This window comes from Paenibacillus sp. MAH-35, from assembly GCF_058135425.1.
Genome location: NZ_JBYUPU010000041.1, coordinates 1 through 17,571, shown reverse-complemented (window position 1 = coordinate 17,571; position 17,571 = coordinate 1). Strand labels below are relative to the sequence as shown.

Below are 17,571 nucleotides of genomic sequence, written 5' to 3'. Positions count from 1 at the left end.
CTAACGGGGGAATGGATGTAATGTTGAAAAAACCGGTATCTTTACTTAGCTTGGGATTGTGTACGGCGCTGCTGCTGAGTTCTTGCGGCGGTGCGGGAGGAGGCGGCTCGGAAGCGGGCGGCCAGACGAAGGACGGAGACAGCGCGGCTCAGCAAGCCGCGAAGAAAGCCGAGCCGGTCACGGTAACGATCGGCGTGCGGGCGACAGGGTATTTGACCGAAGCCGAAATCCAGCGCTATATCGTAGAGCCGGTAAGCAAAAAGTATCCGCACATCACGGTGAAACGGATCGTGCTGGACGATAAGACGAATTCGTTTGAAAACCTGCTGGCCGCAGGAGACCTGCCGGATATTATTTTCCACACCTCGCTGCTGCTGCCCGATCTGAAGCGGCTGAAGATGGATCAGGATTTGTCCGGCTTGATCAAGTCCGAGAAGATCGAGCTCGGCAAGTTTAACCCGTCTGCGATCGAGGCGGTTAAAATTACGAGCGAAAACGATTATTTGATGGGCATCCCTTACACGATGCATTTTAACGCGCTTTATTACAACAAGGACATCTTCGATAAATACGGAGTCGCTTATCCGAAGGACGGCTTGACGTGGCAGGACGCGACCGAGCTGGCCAAAAAGCTGACCCGCAAAGAGGACGACATCCAATACCGCGGCTTCGAGCCGGATTCGGTGTATCGCGCAGGCTCCCAGCGCGGGCTGCCGCTTGTCGATCCGAAAACGTTCAAATCGCTCGGCCAGACGGACGAATGGAAAAAAGTCATCGAGATGGCCAAAGACGTGTACGAGATTCCCGGCAATTCGACGATCCAGACGTTCAGCTCCGGCATAAATGCTTTCGTCAAAGACCGCAAGCTCGCGATGCTCGCCGGCCTCAACTGGCTTCCGAATCTGGCCGAAGTCAAGGATCAGTTCCCGAACTGGGATATCGCGACATACCCCGTCTGGCCGGATAAGCCGGGCGTCGGAACACAGATCGACCTGCACGTCATGATCGTACCGAGTACGAGCAAGAACAAGGAAGCGGCGATGCAGGTAGTGGGCACCGTCGTCTCCGACGAAGTTCAGCTGGATATGGCGCATAACGGCCGGGTGTCGGTGCTTGGGAATAAGAAGTACCAGGACGAATTCGGCAAAAACCTCGATATTTTGAAAGGGAAAAACGTTCAGGCGATCTTCAAAACGGCTCCGGCCAAACCATTCCCTTCGACGCTGTATGCGAACAAAGCGTTTAACGAGATTACGAAGGTGGCGACCCAAGTCGTCAAAAACAAAGTGGACATCAATACGGCGCTGCGCAGCTACGACGAGCTGATGGACAAACATATTCAGGACCAGCTGCAGCAGGCGAAGTAACGGGTTAACGCCGGCGAAACGTCACGAACCAAGATTGCTGCGGATACGCTTCGCCGGGAAATCGCTTTCCCGCTTGCTGTTAAACTTTCGTAACGGCTGCCCGGAGCGCTCCCGTTTTGGTATAATGCAAGAGCGGTTAAGGGGACGGAAATAGTCGAAAACAAAGTGGGAGGGAGGGGATGCCGGTGGAGATTCTGAAACGGTTGGGTGCGGTGAAGCGAAGCGGCGGCTTAAAGGTGACGGCGGCGATCGCTGCGGCGTTGCTGCTGGCCGTCTGTTGGGTCGTATGGATGAACCGGGAGTCGACAGGACCTGCCGCTACAGCCGGGGAACCGCCCCTCCTGCTTCCGGAAGGAATGCCGATCGTAAGCAGGCCGGTGGAGCTTACGTTTTTGGCCGGCAAGGCAGCTACGAGCGCATCCGATTGGAACGAAGTGATGCTCTGGAAGCATTACGCCGAGAAAACGAACCTGCACGTCCGGTTCCGGCTCGCCCCGTTCGAAAGCATCGGGGAGGAACGGCGGCTGGCGCTGGCTACCGGAACTTATCCGGATGCGTTTTACGCGGCGAGGTTAACCCAACCCGAGCTGATGCGATACGGCAAGGAGGGCGTGATCGTCGCGTTGGACGATCTGATCGAACAGTATGCCCCGAATATTAAAAGCTTGCTGGAGCGGTACCCGGAATTACGCCGGTCGCTCACGATGCCGGACGGGCATATCTATTCGATCCCTTCCTTCTACGATCCGGACTTTTTGTCGATGCTGATCGGCACGCCGCTGTGGCTGAACCGCAACTGGTTGGAGCAGCTCGGCCTGCCGGAGCCGGAGACGACCGAGGAGCTGTACGCGTATTTAAAAGCGGTCAAACAGACGGACCTGAACGGCAACGGGGCGGCCGACGAGATTCCGTACGGAGGTCTCGGGATCAATGTGCTCATTCATCATGTAAAGGGAGCCTGGGGACTCGGCAACCGGGGGCTGGCCAATCCGTTCGTCGATTTGGACGAGGCGACCGGGCGGCTGAGGTTCATCCCGGCAGACCCGAAGTATAAGGAAGTGCTGGAGTATGTGCACAGGCTGTACGCCGAAGGGCTGATCGAAAAAGACATATTCACGATCGGCAGCAGCGAGTTTTATGCCAAAGGCACGCAGGGACTCTACGGCTCCATGGTGATGCCGAGCCCGTACACCCTGATGAATCAGAGCGGTTACGTCGGTTCTCCGGCTTTGACCGGCCCGCACGGGGACAGGCTGTACTCTCATGTGAAAGCGCCGCTTGTCCACGTCGGGGCGTTTGCGATCACGAACAAAAATCAGTACCCGGAAGCGACCGTGCGCTGGATCGATTATTTGTTCGGCGAGGAGGGCAGCAAGTTGTTTTATATGGGAATTCCGGGCGAGAGCTACGAGGAGACGGCAGACGGCGAGCTGCGCTACTTGCCGGGCATAATCGACAATAAGGACGGTCTTACGATCGAGCAGGCGCTCACGCCATATGTGACCTGGCTGGGGGGAAGCTACCCCGGCTTCGTCCGGCAGCCGTTGTTCAAAGGGTCCGAGAGCTTGCCGGAATCGGTCGAGGCGGCCCGCAAAGTAAAGCCTTACGCCGTTAAGGAAATATGGAATCCGTTCAACTTCTCCCCGGGAACGCTCGGAACGGAGATCAACTCCTACGTCAACAGCACGCAGGCGAAGTTCATTACCGGGGACCTCCCTTTCTCCGACTGGGACAAATACATCTCGCATCTAAAGATGATCGGTCTGGATTCGTATATGTTGCTGTATAACGAGGCGTATCAGGCTTATGTGAACGCTCCGGCATCTCCAGAGGGCCTGCAACAGCGCTGATCCATCTGCGGGTCTTGCTTGCCCTTCCGGGCCGGCTACACCTGCCACTGCGCTGCGGCTTCGGTGAAGGGCCGGAAGCGGTCTGCAATCTTCCGCAACGAGAATGGCGCCGGCACGGGCAACAATAAGTACGGGCATGCCGCATGCGGCATACGGTTATAACTGCAATCCGGCATTGCCCTCGAGCGCCGCTCTTTTCCGGTAGTCGCCGGGGGTGAGGCCGGAGCTTTTTTTGAACATCCGGATAAACGAGGTGTCGTTGCGGTAACCGATCTTCTCGCCGATGTCGCGGATGCTCATATTCGTGCCGGCCAGCATTTCCTTGGCCTGGCGGATGCGCACGTTGTTCAGATGATCGCTGAAGTTCGTCCCCGTCTTCTCTTTAATATAAGCGGACAAGTACGTGCTCGACATGTTCATCCGGTCCGCGACGGAATCCAGCGACAGATCCTCGGAGTAATGCTCCTCCAAATAAGCGAAGAAAAACTCGACCACCGGGTCTTTCTCGTCCCGTCTCCTCTTGACCGCTTCGGCGGCGACCACAATGAACGTCTCCAGGAAACGCTTGTAGTCGTCAAGCGTAAAGCAATCCTCCAAGTCCGCCACCATATCGCTTAACTGACCGGCCGGTTCCGGCTCGATTTTCGCCTTGTCCGTCACTTTCAGCACTTTGGCCGCCACGCCTTGGGCGAAGGTCCGGTATTGGACGCGAAACGCTTCTTTCCTCGCCATATGCTCCAGCGTCCGAACGACGAGCTGCACGCATGCGGCTCCTCCGCCTTCCTGCAAATGGCTGTAAAGCTCTTGTTCCTCCTGGGCTGTGAAGACGAAATGATGGACCTCCCGCACATCGTCCCAGATCAGCTGCATGCCGTCCTGAAGCCTGGCTTGCCGGGCTCGCTCCAGCGTCTCCCGATAAGCCAGATTGAAGTCCGACCCTTCGGGATAAAACGAGCTGACGGCCGCGGTAACCGCATAATGGCCGCTGTCCTGATCGAATATCGCCTTCAACGCCGACAGCGTCCGCTCCAGCAGTTCGCGCCGATCGTCGCCGAATACGACCGATACGAGCTGGTTGCTCTCCATCTGCAGCGTCCGCGAGTTCGGGAACGGCTCGGCGAACATCAGATCGATGCATTCCCGGGCGGCGTATGTAAGACGATCCGGCTTCGCCGGCATGGCTTGGTGCCTGCTGGTGCGGATATGCAGCTGGAACAGGACAATCCGGAACGGCCGGTTCTGCACGATCGTATCTTTCCATTCGTTGGAGCCGGAGGCGAGCTTTTTTAATTTGCTGATGTAGCCGAAGTCGGTGAGCAGCGACGTTTTGCTTTGCAGATCTTCATGAATTTCGTTGCGCTCGCGAATCAGCTCCCGGGATATTTCGTTAATCAGCTTAAATTCGTAAATGCTGCTGCTAACCACCTCGGGACTGCGAAGGCGCAGCGATGCAATGATTTGCTTCACCGGTGCGTTGATTTTGCGGCTGAATACGACCGAGGCGGCGACCGCGATCGCAACCGACACGGCAAACAGGACAAGCAGCGTCACTTCCAGCTTGCGGATTTGCGAAGCGATGCTCGAATACGGCACGGACGTCATGTAGGTCAGATTCGTTTCTTCGCTGTCGTATGTAAAGTAGTACGTATTATCCTGCAGCGTGTAATCTTGATCTGCCGCCAGCGGTATCGGCTTGCTTGCAGTGTCCGGGCCTGAGGAATCGAATATGACCGATCCGTTCGAATGCACGATCGTAAACGCCGGGCCGTCGTTGCCGTAGAACGACTCGTACAGCTGTCCGGCGTCCAGCATGCCGATAATCATATGCGGGTAACCCGGCAGCTTGACCGTCATCGGAATCAGCTGCTTGTTCTGCTTATCCGACGAGACGATCGAGAACAGCCGGTTCGGAAGCAGCTGGGTCGTAGCGGCCTGCGAAAATTGCCGGTTCCAGAACTCGAGCGTATACGGCTCGCTTACATAAAATTGCGAGAACGTCCGGGCCGCGTCGCCGGTGCCGTTTTTGTCGACGGTGAACGAGGCGGCGGCGTAATACACGAACACATTGTCCATGTAGAGAAACGGGTTGTTGATATCCCGCCGGATGCTCTCCACGATGTCGGCAGGTTTCAGGTAATTGACCGCTCCCGGGTCCTTGGCGGCAAGCTGCCGGCCGAAGGATACGACCTGCTCGTTCTGGTACAGCTTGAACAGCATCGTTTTGATGATGGCGATATGTTTCTCGTACCGGTCCGCGGCGGTTTTAAGAGCCACCCGGTTATTTTGTATAATTTCGCGCTCGATATTGGTTTTGAAGAAGGCGAACGAGAGGAAATTAAAGGAGGCCAGCAGCGCGATAATCGCCAGGAAGCTGATTAAGCTTTTGACCAGCAGAGAGTTGACTTTGAGCGGTAATTTCAACAAGATTCGCCAGACCCCTTTACTTCGGATGCATCATCTTTTGCGAAAGCGCTTCACAACGTAACGTAATTGTACCGTACAATCGGAGCGGTTGCATGCAAAAAAAGGTGAAGAAACTGTAAAGTGAGACGGGGACGGCAAAGCGTATGACCATGATGTGTCGTGCCGGGAGGTATTGAGGTGTGCTCAAGCGTGCCTAAGGTGTATCGAGGTGTGTCAAGATGTGCCGGGGTGTGAAAAGCTAAAAATGTTCCAAGACGTTCCAAGACGTTCCAAGTCTGACTTCGGCGGATAAGAGATAATAGCAGCTCTTAATTGGGAGGATTCCTCCTCTAAGTTCCAAATAAGAGCGATTATCACCGAATATCCCACTGTGACAAGGCGCGGTTGGACGTACTCGAGAGCATCCCAAATTGACAAAATAACGATTGGACTACTGCTAGTTTATCTCCAGGCGCGCGGGTTTGTCTGCGCTGCCCCTTCGCCATGTCCGCAAACTTGTGTACAAACGTTGGTCACAACTGTAGGCATAAAATTGAAAAACGTATCGTATTGTAAAAAGTATCCAAGTTGAAAGGGGGAGCCGTTTGAACGAAAGCAGGATGGAAAGCGAAGAAAGCTGGGAGACGCCTCGTGCGCTCCGGGCAAGCACTTTAAGGCTGATGGCGCGGGACGCCCATACGCTGTATGCGTATTGGGAGATAACCGACCGGAAAAAATGGCTCGCCTCGCAGCATTTCGGCTGCGACTGGAGCGAATTGCCCAAGGTGCTGCGCCTGTATGATGTCACCCATAAATGGTTTGACGGGCACAATGCGAACGAGGTCCGCGATATCGGACTGACTCCGGAAGCCGACAACTGGTACGTGCCCGGTCTGAATGCCAACACGGTATACGTAGCCGATTATGGCGTGTATACATGGGAACGCCAGTTCGTCCCGTTTATCCGGTCGAACGCCGTCCGAACCGCCCGGGACTGTCCGGCCGGCTGGGGCGAGCCGATCGTTAGCGTCGTCCCCGAAGCGTCAAATCCTCACCCCCCGGCGTACATTCCGCCACACAGCCTAGAAACCTTTGAACGCTGCCAGTCTTGTTGAGCGTTTCGGAACCGGCAAGTTCGCCAAGCACGAAAGCGAACCGCGAATTTCCGGCCAGGAACAAGCCGCCGCCTGCGCTCTGGAATGAACTTCACCGAACAGCTGCGATGCAGAAGCTTGTCTAGCGGTGACCCCGTGTACGTTTTCGTTTGTACAGACCGTTCCGCCTTCGCGCGGAAAACTAGTAATGTCCGGAAACAAGAGAGAGAAGCAGATTCATAGACGGGGGTTCCGATGTATAAACGATGGAAAACGAAGCCGGAATGCACAGGCTATCTGGCGCTAATATTACATGCCCATCTGCCCTATATCCGTCATGCCGACCGGGAGGACGTCATGGAGGAGCGGTGGTTTTACGAGGCGATGACAGAAACGTACTTGCCGCTGCTTGAGGTGTTCGAAGGACTTGTCCAGGACGGGATTGATTTCCGTCTGACGATATCGATGACCCCCACTCTGCTCGCGTTATGCGATGATCCGCTTATGCAGCAGCGATACGACCGGCATCTGGGCCGGCTGATTGAGCTTGCGGACAAAGAGAAGTGCCGGCTTCAAGACGATAAAGCGCTGTATCCGCTGGCGGCACAGTATGCGGATAAGTTCCGGAAGCTTCAGGCCAGGTTTCACAGCTGCGGCCATAACATCATTGGAGCGTTCCGGCAGCTGCAGGATATGGGAAAGCTGGAGATTTTGACATCGGCGGCGACCCACGGCTTTTTGCCGCTTATGAAAACGGAGGAAGCGATCCGCGCCCAGCTCCGTACGGGAATCCGCGAATACGAGCGGCATTTCGGCCGTAAGCCCGCGGGCATATGGCTTCCCGAATGCGGGTATGCCGAAGGAATTGACCGGCTGCTCAAGATGGAGGGCATCCGCTACTTTATTTGCGATTCTACGGCGGTCCGGTATGCGTCGCCTGCGCCGAACCGCGGATTGGCGGCTCCGCTCATGACGCCGTACGGCGTGACGGCTTTCCCGCGAGACCCGGAGTCGTCCGAGCAAGTATGGAGCGCGGCGAACGGGTACCCGGGGCATTACGATTACCGGGAATACTACCGCGACATCGGCTGGGATCTGGGCTGGAACGATGCGGACGAGTGGGAATACATACGTCCGTACGTGCTGCCTACGCACGAGCGCATCCATACGGGGCTGAAATATTACCGGATTACGGGAAGCGGCCATCACCGCGAGCCCTATAATCCCGAATGGGCGCGCAAAGCCGCCGCAGAGCACGCCGATCACTTCATCCGGAGCCGCGTGCTACAGGCGGGGGAGTGGAACAGCTGGCTTGACCGGCTGCCAGTGATCGTATCTCCTTATGACGCCGAACTGTTTGGACATTGGTGGTACGAAGGGCCGATATGGATCGATATGCTGTGCCGCAAAATGTACCACGATCAGTGTCAGCTCAAAATGACTACGCCCGGCGACTATTTGCGGCAATATCCGGTTGCCGACACGGGCACGGTTAACGCCTCGAGCTGGGGCCGGAATCATTCGTCCGAAGTATGGCTTCAGCCGGATAACGACTGGATTTACCGCCGGCTGCATGCGGCAGAACGGCGGATGGTCCGGCTTGCGACGAAACGTCTGCTCGAAGAACCTGCCGGTCAGGAGCAGGGCGGGGGCCCTTCTGCGGGGATACGAAGCGTCAGACTGCCCGAACCGACGCGGGAGCGGGCGCTGAATCAGGCGGCCAAGGAGCTGATGTTGGCCCAGAGCAGCGATTGGGCGTTTATTATGGACAGCCGGACCGTCGTCGATTATGCAGTCCGGCGGACGAAAGAGCATCTGGGCTGCTTCCACAAGCTGTGCGCCATGCTGGAGGAGGGGCGGATCGACGAGCCTTACGTGGCCGCACTGGAGCGAAGGCATCCTTGCTTCCCGGAAACGGACTACAAAGATTATGCCGCGGTAAGCCGGATCTCGCCGATCCCGCTCATCCCGGATGCAGATGTGTGGGAGGCGGTGCTCCAGGATACGAGGAATAAGCGGAATACGTTTATGCTCGCCTGGGAATACCCGCCTAAACATGTAGGGGGTCTGTCGCGGGCGGTAGCCGACTTGGCGGAGGCGCTGGCGGCGCGCGGCGAAGCCGTCCATGTCGTTACGACGTCCTTTGAGGGCGCCGCGCCGTTCGAGAAGCGAAACGGCGTCTACGTGCACCGGCTGCCGGTATTATGCTCCGGAGACACCGACTTTTATCATTGGACGTTCGAAATGAACCTGGCGATGACCGATCATCTGGTCGCGTGGAAAGAAAACGGCGGCCGCATCGATTTGCTGCATGCGCACGATTGGATGGTATTTCATGCGGCGCGCGAGATGAAGACCAGCTTCGGGCTGCCGCTGGTGGCGACGATTCATGCCACGGAATGGGGAAGGCAGCAGGGCAAGCTGCATTCGGCGCTGTCCGGCAGCATCCATGAGCTGGAGTGGAGGCTGACTTACGAGGCGGCCCGCGTCTTCGTATGCAGCCGGTATATGAAGGAAGAGGTCGTCCGGCTGTTTCAGCTGCCCGGGGACAAGGTCGATATCGTGCCGAACGGGATTCGAACCGCGGGACGGACGACGGGCCGTTCGGAGGAACAGTCGCCGGGCGAGCGGGAGCTGCTTGAAGAGGAGTGCGAACGCTGTGTGACGGAGGCGAAACACAGCTGGTTTCAGCCGGGAGACCGGGTCGTCCTATTCATTGGGCGCCTGGTGTACGAGAAGGGGGTGCAGGTGCTTCTGGAGGCGATGCCGTCGGTACTGGCCCAAGTGCCGGGAGCGAAGCTGGTCGTAGCCGGAGCCGGACCGATGCGTCAGACGCTGGAGCAGCGCGCCGCCGAGATGGGGCTCGGGGACCGTGTCGCGTTCTGGGGATTTATCGATGACGGGACGAAGGCGGGCTTGTACGCGGCAGCCGATCTGTGCGTGTTTCCAAGCTTGTACGAACCGTTCGGGATCGTAGCGCTCGAGGCGATGGCGTCGCGGACGCCGCTCGTCGTCTCCGATGTCGGGGGGCTCGCCGAGATTGTCGAGCATGGAACGACGGGGTTCAAGGCGCTGCCCGGGCATACCGAATCGCTGGCCTGGCATGTGACAGAGCAACTGCTGAACGGCGAGGCGGGGAGACGGATGGCGGACCGCGCTTACGAACAGGTACGCACCTGCTACAGTTCGTCTGCCATCGCAGGGGAGGTGCAGAAGCTGTACGACGGGCTCGCGCCGCATGCCAGTTTGCGAAAGATTACGGTTCCCGGCGCACAGCGGGGCGGCAGCCCGAACCGGACCGGCGATACCGCGAAAGTGATTTCATTTTCCGCTAACAGTCGTTTGAAATCGTAATTCAATATATAAGACCCAGGGGGGAAACGCTTGAAGGCAGTCATCATGGCAGGCGGCAAAGGAACGCGGCTGCGGCCGCTCACTTGCCAGCTTCCGAAACCGATGGTTCCGCTGTTGAACCGGCCTTGCATGGAATACATTATCGAGCTGCTCAAGAAGCATGGCATTACGCAAATCGGAGTGACGATGCAGTTCATGCCCGAAGTGATCCGAAGTTATTTCGGAGACGGCCGGGAGTACGGAGTCGAGCTGTTTTACTTCGAGGAAGAGTCGCCGCTCGGTACGGCCGGAAGCGTAAAAAACGCGTCGGCATTTCTCGACGAACGGTTCATCGTCATCAGCGGAGACGCGTTGACCGACTTTGACCTCAGCCGCGCGATCGAATACCACCGGAGGAAAGAAGCGCTTGCGACGATCGTGCTGACACGGGTCGACCATCCGCTCGAATACGGCGTAGTGATGACGGACGAAGACGATAAGGTCATCCGTTTCCTGGAGAAGCCGGATTGGAGCGAAGTGTTCAGTGATACGGTCAACACCGGCATTTACGTGATGGAGCCCGAAGTGCTTCAGTGGGTCGAGGAAGGCAAGGAACAGGATTTCAGCAACGATCTGTTTCCCCTCCTGATGAGACGTGGCGAGCCGCTGTTCGGCTATGCGGCGGAAGGGTATTGGTCGGATATCGGCAATCTGACGCAGTACCGGCAAGCCCAGTTCGATATGCTGGACCGCAAAGTGGATGTGCGCATTCAAGCTAACGAATGGAAGCCCGGCATCTTCGTCGGGGAACAAGTGGCGATTCCGCCCGGGAGCGAGAAGTGGGAAGGTCCCTTATACATCGGCGACGGGACGGTGATCGAGCCGGATGCGGCGATCGGTCCGTACTGCGTTTTCGGAACGGGCAACCGGATCGCGCGGGGCTGTGCGCTTCGCCAGGCGATTCTGTGGGACAGCAACTATCTGTCCGAAAATAACGAGCTCAGCGGCGCTACGCTGTGCAGCCGCATCCGCAGCTATCCGGAGACGGTCATCGCGGACGGCGCCGTGATCGGCAGCCACTGTACGCTCGGTCCCAAGGCGCAAGTGCTCTCCCGTGTCAAAATATGGCCGCGCAAACGGGTACGCGAACATGCGATGCTGAACAGCTCCGTCATCTGCGGAGACGATGCGGTGAAGCCGATGTTTGCGGACGGCACGGTGAGCGGGTACGCCAACGAAGAGATCACGCCGGATTTTGCGGTCAAGTTCGCCGGCGCTTACGGAGCCTCGCTGGCTAAAGGCAAACGGCTCGCGGTCAGCTCGTCGCCGGACGGCTTCGCCCGGCTCATCCGCTCGGTTCTCGTACCGGCGCTGCAGGCGGTCGGCGTCGATGTCATCGATGCGGGCGACAGCTGCTCTTCAGTCGCGCGCTTCGGCGTCCATACGCTGGACGTGAACGGAGGCATCCATGTACAGTGCGACAATGCGGGCGGCCGCGTCGTCTGCCGCTTGGAGTGCTTGGATGCGGCGGGTCTTCCGATCGGCAAAAGCGCCGAACGGAAAGTCGACAACGCGTTTGCTCAGGAAGATTACTCGCGCACGGAAGCGGCGAGCATCGCCGAAGTGACCGCTGCCCTCAGCATCGTCGAACGGTACGGGAAACGGATCGTCGCCGAGCTCGGCTACGCCAGCCAGATGGGACTCAAGCTGGTTGTCTCGGTATCCGATCCACTCGTGCGCAAGCTTGTCGGCAAGATTTCGGATGCTTTTCGCTGGGAGATTGCCTTTGTCGATCCGGGGCCCGGCGATGCCGGACTCAAAGCCGCGATAACGGAGCGGGCGGCCGATGCCGGAGTGATCTTCGAGGCAGGCGGCCAAAGCTTCAAGCTGTATGACGAAACCGGCCATCCGGTATCCCGCGAGCACGTCAACGTGCTGTTATATATGTCCTATTTTCGCTGCTTCCGGGGACGCACGATCGGGGTGCCGCTCAGCGCTCCGTCGTTCCTCGATTCGGCGGCGTCCGGGTTCGGCAACCGCATCGTTCGTACGAAGCGGAGTTCTCGAGCCGTCATGGAGCCGTCAGACGGGCATCCGTTCCATCCGGTGTACGATGCGCTGTTCGGTCTCGGACTGCTGGCGCGTAATGTGCTGCACAGCCGGATGAGCGTGTCGAAGCTGCTTCAGTTTTTGCCGGCTTTCTCGCTGCATCACACTTCGATCGAAGTGCCCTGGGACGAGAAGGGGAGGCTGATGAGGCTCTTGACCGAGCAGGCCAAAAACCGGCGGGCCGATTTGCTGGACGGCATTAAAGTATATGACGAGACCGGCTGGGTGCTGCTGCTGCCGGAATCCGACGAGCCGAAGTTTACGCTGATCGCTCACGGCGAGCGGGAAGACAAGGCGATGGAACTGGCCGAGCGGTATCGTCAGGAATTAATCCGACATATTCAATAGCGGGAACAGGCCGATCCGGGCGATATATGTTCCTAGAACAGAGACGAGGTGTGCGGCGAATGAATGAAATCCCGATCGAATCGAAGCAAATCGGGTTCGTCGAATACGACCGTGAGCGGTCCTGCATGATCGCACATTTTACGACCGGGGAAGTGCGTGTATACTCCGTATCCTGGGAGGAATACTCGGTTCTCGGCTCATCGGCCAATAAGTACGATTGTTTCGTACGGATGACCAGCAGCCGTTCGCAGCGGCAGCCGGCCGAACAGCCGGCTGGTGCGGAACGAAAGCAGATGCCGATCCGGCAAAGACGGTGAAGCGAGAGAGTGCCTGAGCTTGCACGAGGCAGGGCGGAACTGCCGACGTTCGTTGGGCCGTGTCCGGAAGGACACGGCTCCACGTTTCCAGGGGGGATGCAGCCGGTGAATACTTCTTAGAGAGGGTGAGCGGACGATGCCTCGCCATTTTGCCGTCGGTAACGGCAGCATGTTGATTAATTTGGACCGGTATACCCGTATCCGGGATCTCTACTATCCGTATGTCGGGCAATTGAATCATGTGGGGGGGTATCCTTGCCGAATCGGCTTGTGGGTGGACGGAACGTTCGTATGGCTGGGCGAGGAAGGCTGGAACTGGAGCTCCGGCTATGTGCCCGACTCTCTCGTAACCCGGGTGACGGCTTATCATCCGGAGCTGGAGCTGTCGCTGGAGATCAATGACGGCGTTCATCAGCGCGACAATATTTACTTGAAGCGGATTCGCATCGACAACCGGAGCGGGGGGGAACGGGAGATCCGGCTGTTCTTCACCCAGGATATGGCCATTAATGAAACCGAGGTGGGCGATACAGCCGCCTATTACCCGCATAACCGGACGGTGTTTCACTATAAGAAGAACCGGTATTTTATGGCTAACGGCCATGCCGGCGGTACGGGCATCGACCAATTCTCGATGGGCGTCAAACGGTTTCATCACGCGGAAGGGACGTGGAGGGACGCCGAAGACGGCCACCTGATGGGCAACTCAATCGCCCAAGGCTCGGTGGACAGCACGATCGGCTTCCGGCTGAAGCTGGAGGCCGGCGGCTCGGACTACTGCTATTACTGGCTGTCGGTCGGAGAGTCGCTGGCCGAGGTCAAAAGGCTTGATCAATACGTTCGCGACAACGACCCGGGCAAGCTGCTCGACCGTGTGCAAATTTATTGGCAGCGGTGGTCGAACAAACTGGAGCGCCGGTTTGCCGATTTGCCGGAAGCGGTCGTCTCGCTGTATAAGCAAAGCCTGCTGATCGTCCGCACCCAAACGGACGTACACGGGGCGATCGTGGCTGCCAACGACACCGACATTATGAATTATAATCGCGATCACTACAGTTACATGTGGCCGCGTGACGGCGCGCTGGTCGCTTATGCGATGTCGATGGCGGGGTATCACGAGACGGTGGTGCCGTTTTACCAGTTTTGTGCGGACGTCATCGCGCCGGAAGGATACTTGCACCATAAATACAACCCGGACGGGACGGTCGGATCGAGCTGGCATCCGTTCATTGCAGGCGGTCAGCCGCGGCTGCCGATTCAGGAGGACGAAACCGCGCTGGTGCTGTTCTCCTTGTGGCACATGTACCGGCAATCCGGCAATATCGAGCTGTGCCAGTCTTTGTACGGTACTTTGATCCGCCAGGCGGCCAAATTTATGCGCAGTTACATCGATACCGAGCTGCGGCTTCCGAAGCCGAGCTACGATTTGTGGGAGGAACGGTACGGCATCTACACGTTCACCGCTTCGGCCGTCTACGGCGGGTTGAAGGCTGCCGCCGACTTCTGCGAATTGTTCGGCGATACGGAGCGGAGCGACCGGTATCGGCAGACCGCCGAGTATATTAAGTCCGGCATTTTGCGGCATTTGTGGGATGAGGAAAGCGGCCGGTTCGCGCGCGGGTTGTACCGGCAGGACGGCACCTGGGTGAAGGATATGACGCCCGAAAGCAGCGTGTACGGCATATTCGAGTTCGGCGTGCTGCCGGCGGACGACGAGCGGGTACGAAGCACGATGAATTTCCTGAAGGAGCAGTTGACGATTCAAACCGGCGTGGGAGGCATCGCCAGGTATAAAAACGATTACTACTTCCAGCGATCCTCAGATATCGAGCGGATTCCGGGCAACCCTTGGATCATCTGCACGTTGTGGATGGCCGAGTGGGAGATTGAGTGCGCGAAGTCGATGGAGGACCTGGCATCGCCGAAGGCTACGCTGGAGTGGGTGACCCGTCAGACGCTCGAGACCGGCGTACTTCCGGAGCAGCTCGACCCGTTCGACGGCAGCCCGCTGTCCGTCGCCCCGCTCACCTGGTCGCACGCCACATTCGTTCTGGCCGTTGTGAAGTATACAAACAAGGTCAAGGAGCTGGCGGAGCGCGGCAGCGTTGGCGGGAGCGATGGTGGAAGCAGGGGCCCATAGGTCGGTTCGCCGCTCAGCCGACCGGAGCTGTTTATGTGATTTTTCATAGAAAATCGTCGAATCGGTTGCGGAATTGTCTAATCTGTATGATTTTTCATACAGATTCATCGACTGCACCTTATGGAACGAACCATGAATGTGATTTTTCATACACAATCGTCGAATCGGTCGTGAAATGATCCATTCTGTATGATTTTTCATATACATTTATCGACTGTACCTTGCGGAACGGATTATGAATGTGATTTTTCATACTCAATCGTTCTATCGTTCGAATCAACAAATTAGCTCGGCTACCGGTTGTCAACGCCGATCCGGTTTCGTGCTTTAAAAGCTGACCGGTAACCTTATGAATTCTGGTGGGATCTGCTAGATATCGCGGATTTAGCCGTGTATCGTGTTTAGGGGTATTGTGTAGAAGCAAGGTAAAAGAGGTGTACTGAAACAGGTCCGGTGCGAGCCGGGCCTTTTGGAGCGTCCAATTGCAAATCAAGTGTCAGATTTTTGAAGCATTCTTCGTTTACTAGTCGAGATCATTCTTATTTTCTGAGAGGACGTGCCTGATATGAGCAAACTGAGTTTGGTAGTGAAAGATATGACGCTGGAAATCCCGGTCCAGGATATAAACCAATCCGTGGACTGGTACGTGAACCATCTCGGGTTCGAGTTGATCCCGCCCGCCAAAGGGGTGGCGGAACTAAAGCTGGCCTCGGGGATGCGAATATGTCTCTTTCGTCCGGATACGCAAAACGAAGACAGCTACTGGTATGTCAAGGATGCGGACAACTACAGGGTTCGCGCCTGTTTGCGGGTTGCGGATCTGGAGCGCCTCCATAAGGATCTGACAGCGTCCGGCATTCGGACGAGCGAGATCGAGGGCGGCCCCGGCTGCGGCTGGACGTTCCATTTCCACGATATAAACGGGAATAAGTTGATTGCGTGGAGCGGTTACACGGAGCATCATGATTGGTATTATGAGTGAGAGAAATGAACGGGAATGGGTAACGGAGGAGGAAAGGCCTCTATTTACAGCGAAAAGGCCATTATGATAGAGTGGTAACATATTACATATCCTAGTAAGTTTTGACGAAGGAATGTTCGGCCTATTTCACCTTCCCTTCCCCTTAGAAAAAGGAAAGTCTAACACTTCGAGGTGATAGACTTTTCTTATCATTTAAGGGAGTTTAGTCGATAACTCTTATGAGCGCTGACCTGTATGCTCCTAAATGCCAACCGCAAGCTGTACAACAATGTGTACGACATGTTGCCAAATCGGACGGAAATTGTGGTAAACGCGATGGAACGGGTACGCTGACGGCCGATCACGATTTCAGCTACGACATTCGGCTGGAGTGGAACGGCCGGTATTATTTTGGAGCGATCGTAGCCTTGGATGCATCCGGGCTTCTTCACACCTCTTGCTCTGTGATGAGCTCCGACCGTTTCGAGAAAGTATGGCTCCAACTTAACGAGATCAATCAAAGATACAGCCTAACAGGATACGTCTCCGGTCCGGCCGGCAATTTGAAGGAAGGCAACGAGGTTGCCAGGCAGATTTTGGGCGAGGGCCAACACGAAAACCAACGCTGCAGGAGGAACGCAAATGATCAAAACCGGGCTTTTATCAGTTACGTTTCGCAAATTGTCTTGGGAACAGGTGCTGCATCTTGCCGCAGAAACCGGTCTGGATGCAATTGAATGGGGAGGAGACATCCATGTTCCCCATGGCGATATCGAGAGGGCGGCGGAAGTAGGACGACGCACCCAGGAGGCCGGGCTGGAGGTCGCTTCGTACGGCTCCTATTATTGTGCAGGCAATACCGAGAAGGGCGGGCCATTTGAAGCGGTGCTCGGTGCGGCTGTGGCGCTGCAGGCTCCTGCAATCCGGGTTTGGGCGGGGGACCGCGGTTCGGACGTGTCGGATGTGTTATGGCGGACGGGCGTGGCCGAGGATACGAGGCGGATCGCAGAGCTGGCCGCGCGGGAAGGGATTTCGATCGATTTCGAATATCACCGGAATACGCTGACCGATACGGCAGAGTCAGCGGTCGCGCTGCTCCGGGACATCGACCATCCGAACGTCCGCTGCAACTGGCAGCCCCCGTATCCGGGAGATTTCGAAGCGTCCCGCCGTACCTTGGACGCCGTGCTTCCGTGGCTGGCAAATATTCATGTGTTCCACTGGCTGCCCGGACAGCGGCTGCCGTTGTCCGAAGGCCGGGCCGACTGGCGGCAGTACGTCTCCGTCATCGCGGCACAGGCCGGGAAGCATTACATGATGCTGGAATTTGTGAAGGACGACAGTCCGGAGCAGTTCCGCAGCGATGCGGAAGCGTTGCTGGCTTTGCTTTGAGAGAAGCCGTCCGGGAATTGGGCCTGGACGGCTTCTTTTCTGGCTTCCCTCTACGTAAGCGTTCTGGAGGGAAGCTATCCATTCGCGGCTTACCTTATTGGCAGCCTGATCCAATAAGAGCGATTAGGACCACTAGCGTTGCATAAAAGCTAACATCATAAAACATCTTCTTTTATTTACTAATAATGTTAATAAATGATGCATTTTCATGGTAAACAAATAAAAAATCTCCTATTGTAAGAGTAAGGCATGTTATC

10 protein-coding genes are annotated in these 17,571 nt (G+C 56.9%); 9 read left to right on the top strand and 1 reads right to left on the bottom strand.

From position 1 onward, the window contains the following. The first annotated feature begins 20 nt into the window (after positions 1-20). A complete protein-coding gene (locus AC3Y2E_RS28205; RefSeq protein WP_379216449.1) occupies positions 21-1,367 on the top strand; it encodes an ABC transporter substrate-binding protein in 1,347 nt (448 codons plus the stop codon). 179 nt (positions 1,368-1,546) lie between these two features. Continuing rightward, entirely contained in the window at positions 1,547-3,217 is a 1,671-nt protein-coding gene (locus AC3Y2E_RS28200; RefSeq protein ID WP_379216447.1) for an extracellular solute-binding protein, read from the top strand. 156 nt (positions 3,218-3,373) lie between these two features. On the opposite strand, the gene AC3Y2E_RS28195 is transcribed toward AC3Y2E_RS28200, so the two are convergent. Beyond that, positions 3,374-5,641, bottom strand: coding sequence for a helix-turn-helix domain-containing protein (locus tag AC3Y2E_RS28195; RefSeq protein ID WP_379216445.1), 2,268 nt, complete (start codon positions 5,639-5,641; stop codon positions 3,374-3,376). 584 nt (positions 5,642-6,225) lie between these two features. Between AC3Y2E_RS28195 and AC3Y2E_RS28190 the strand changes: the two genes are divergently transcribed. The 7 genes from AC3Y2E_RS28190 (at position 6,226) to AC3Y2E_RS28160 (ending at position 17,314) form a co-directional block, all read left to right on the top strand. Continuing rightward, positions 6,226-6,735, top strand: a complete 510-nt coding sequence (locus AC3Y2E_RS28190) for a DUF4912 domain-containing protein (RefSeq protein ID WP_379216443.1) — start codon at positions 6,226-6,228, stop codon at positions 6,733-6,735. A 234-nt stretch (positions 6,736-6,969) separates the two neighbouring features. Beyond that, positions 6,970-10,068, top strand: a complete 3,099-nt coding sequence (locus tag AC3Y2E_RS28185) for a 1,4-alpha-glucan branching protein domain-containing protein (RefSeq protein WP_379216441.1) — start codon at positions 6,970-6,972, stop codon at positions 10,066-10,068. Positions 10,069-10,098: 30 nt separating this feature from the next. Beyond that, positions 10,099-12,504, top strand: a complete 2,406-nt coding sequence (locus AC3Y2E_RS28180; protein WP_379216439.1) for a sugar phosphate nucleotidyltransferase — start codon at positions 10,099-10,101, stop codon at positions 12,502-12,504. A gap of 59 nt (positions 12,505-12,563) precedes the next feature. Further along, the gene (locus AC3Y2E_RS28175; RefSeq protein WP_379216436.1) at positions 12,564-12,821 is read left to right on the top strand and encodes a hypothetical protein; all 258 of its coding nucleotides are present in this window, start codon (positions 12,564-12,566) and stop codon (positions 12,819-12,821) included. Between the two features lie 136 nt (positions 12,822-12,957). Then, a complete protein-coding gene (locus AC3Y2E_RS28170) occupies positions 12,958-14,961 on the top strand; it encodes a glycoside hydrolase family 15 protein (RefSeq protein ID WP_379216434.1) in 2,004 nt (667 codons plus the stop codon). Between the two features lie 565 nt (positions 14,962-15,526). Further along, a complete protein-coding gene (locus tag AC3Y2E_RS28165) occupies positions 15,527-15,943 on the top strand; it encodes a VOC family protein (RefSeq protein ID WP_379216432.1) in 417 nt (138 codons plus the stop codon). 621 nt (positions 15,944-16,564) lie between these two features. Continuing rightward, positions 16,565-17,314, top strand: coding sequence for a sugar phosphate isomerase/epimerase family protein (locus AC3Y2E_RS28160; protein ID WP_379216430.1), 750 nt, complete (start codon positions 16,565-16,567; stop codon positions 17,312-17,314). Positions 17,315-17,571 lie beyond the last annotated feature (257 nt).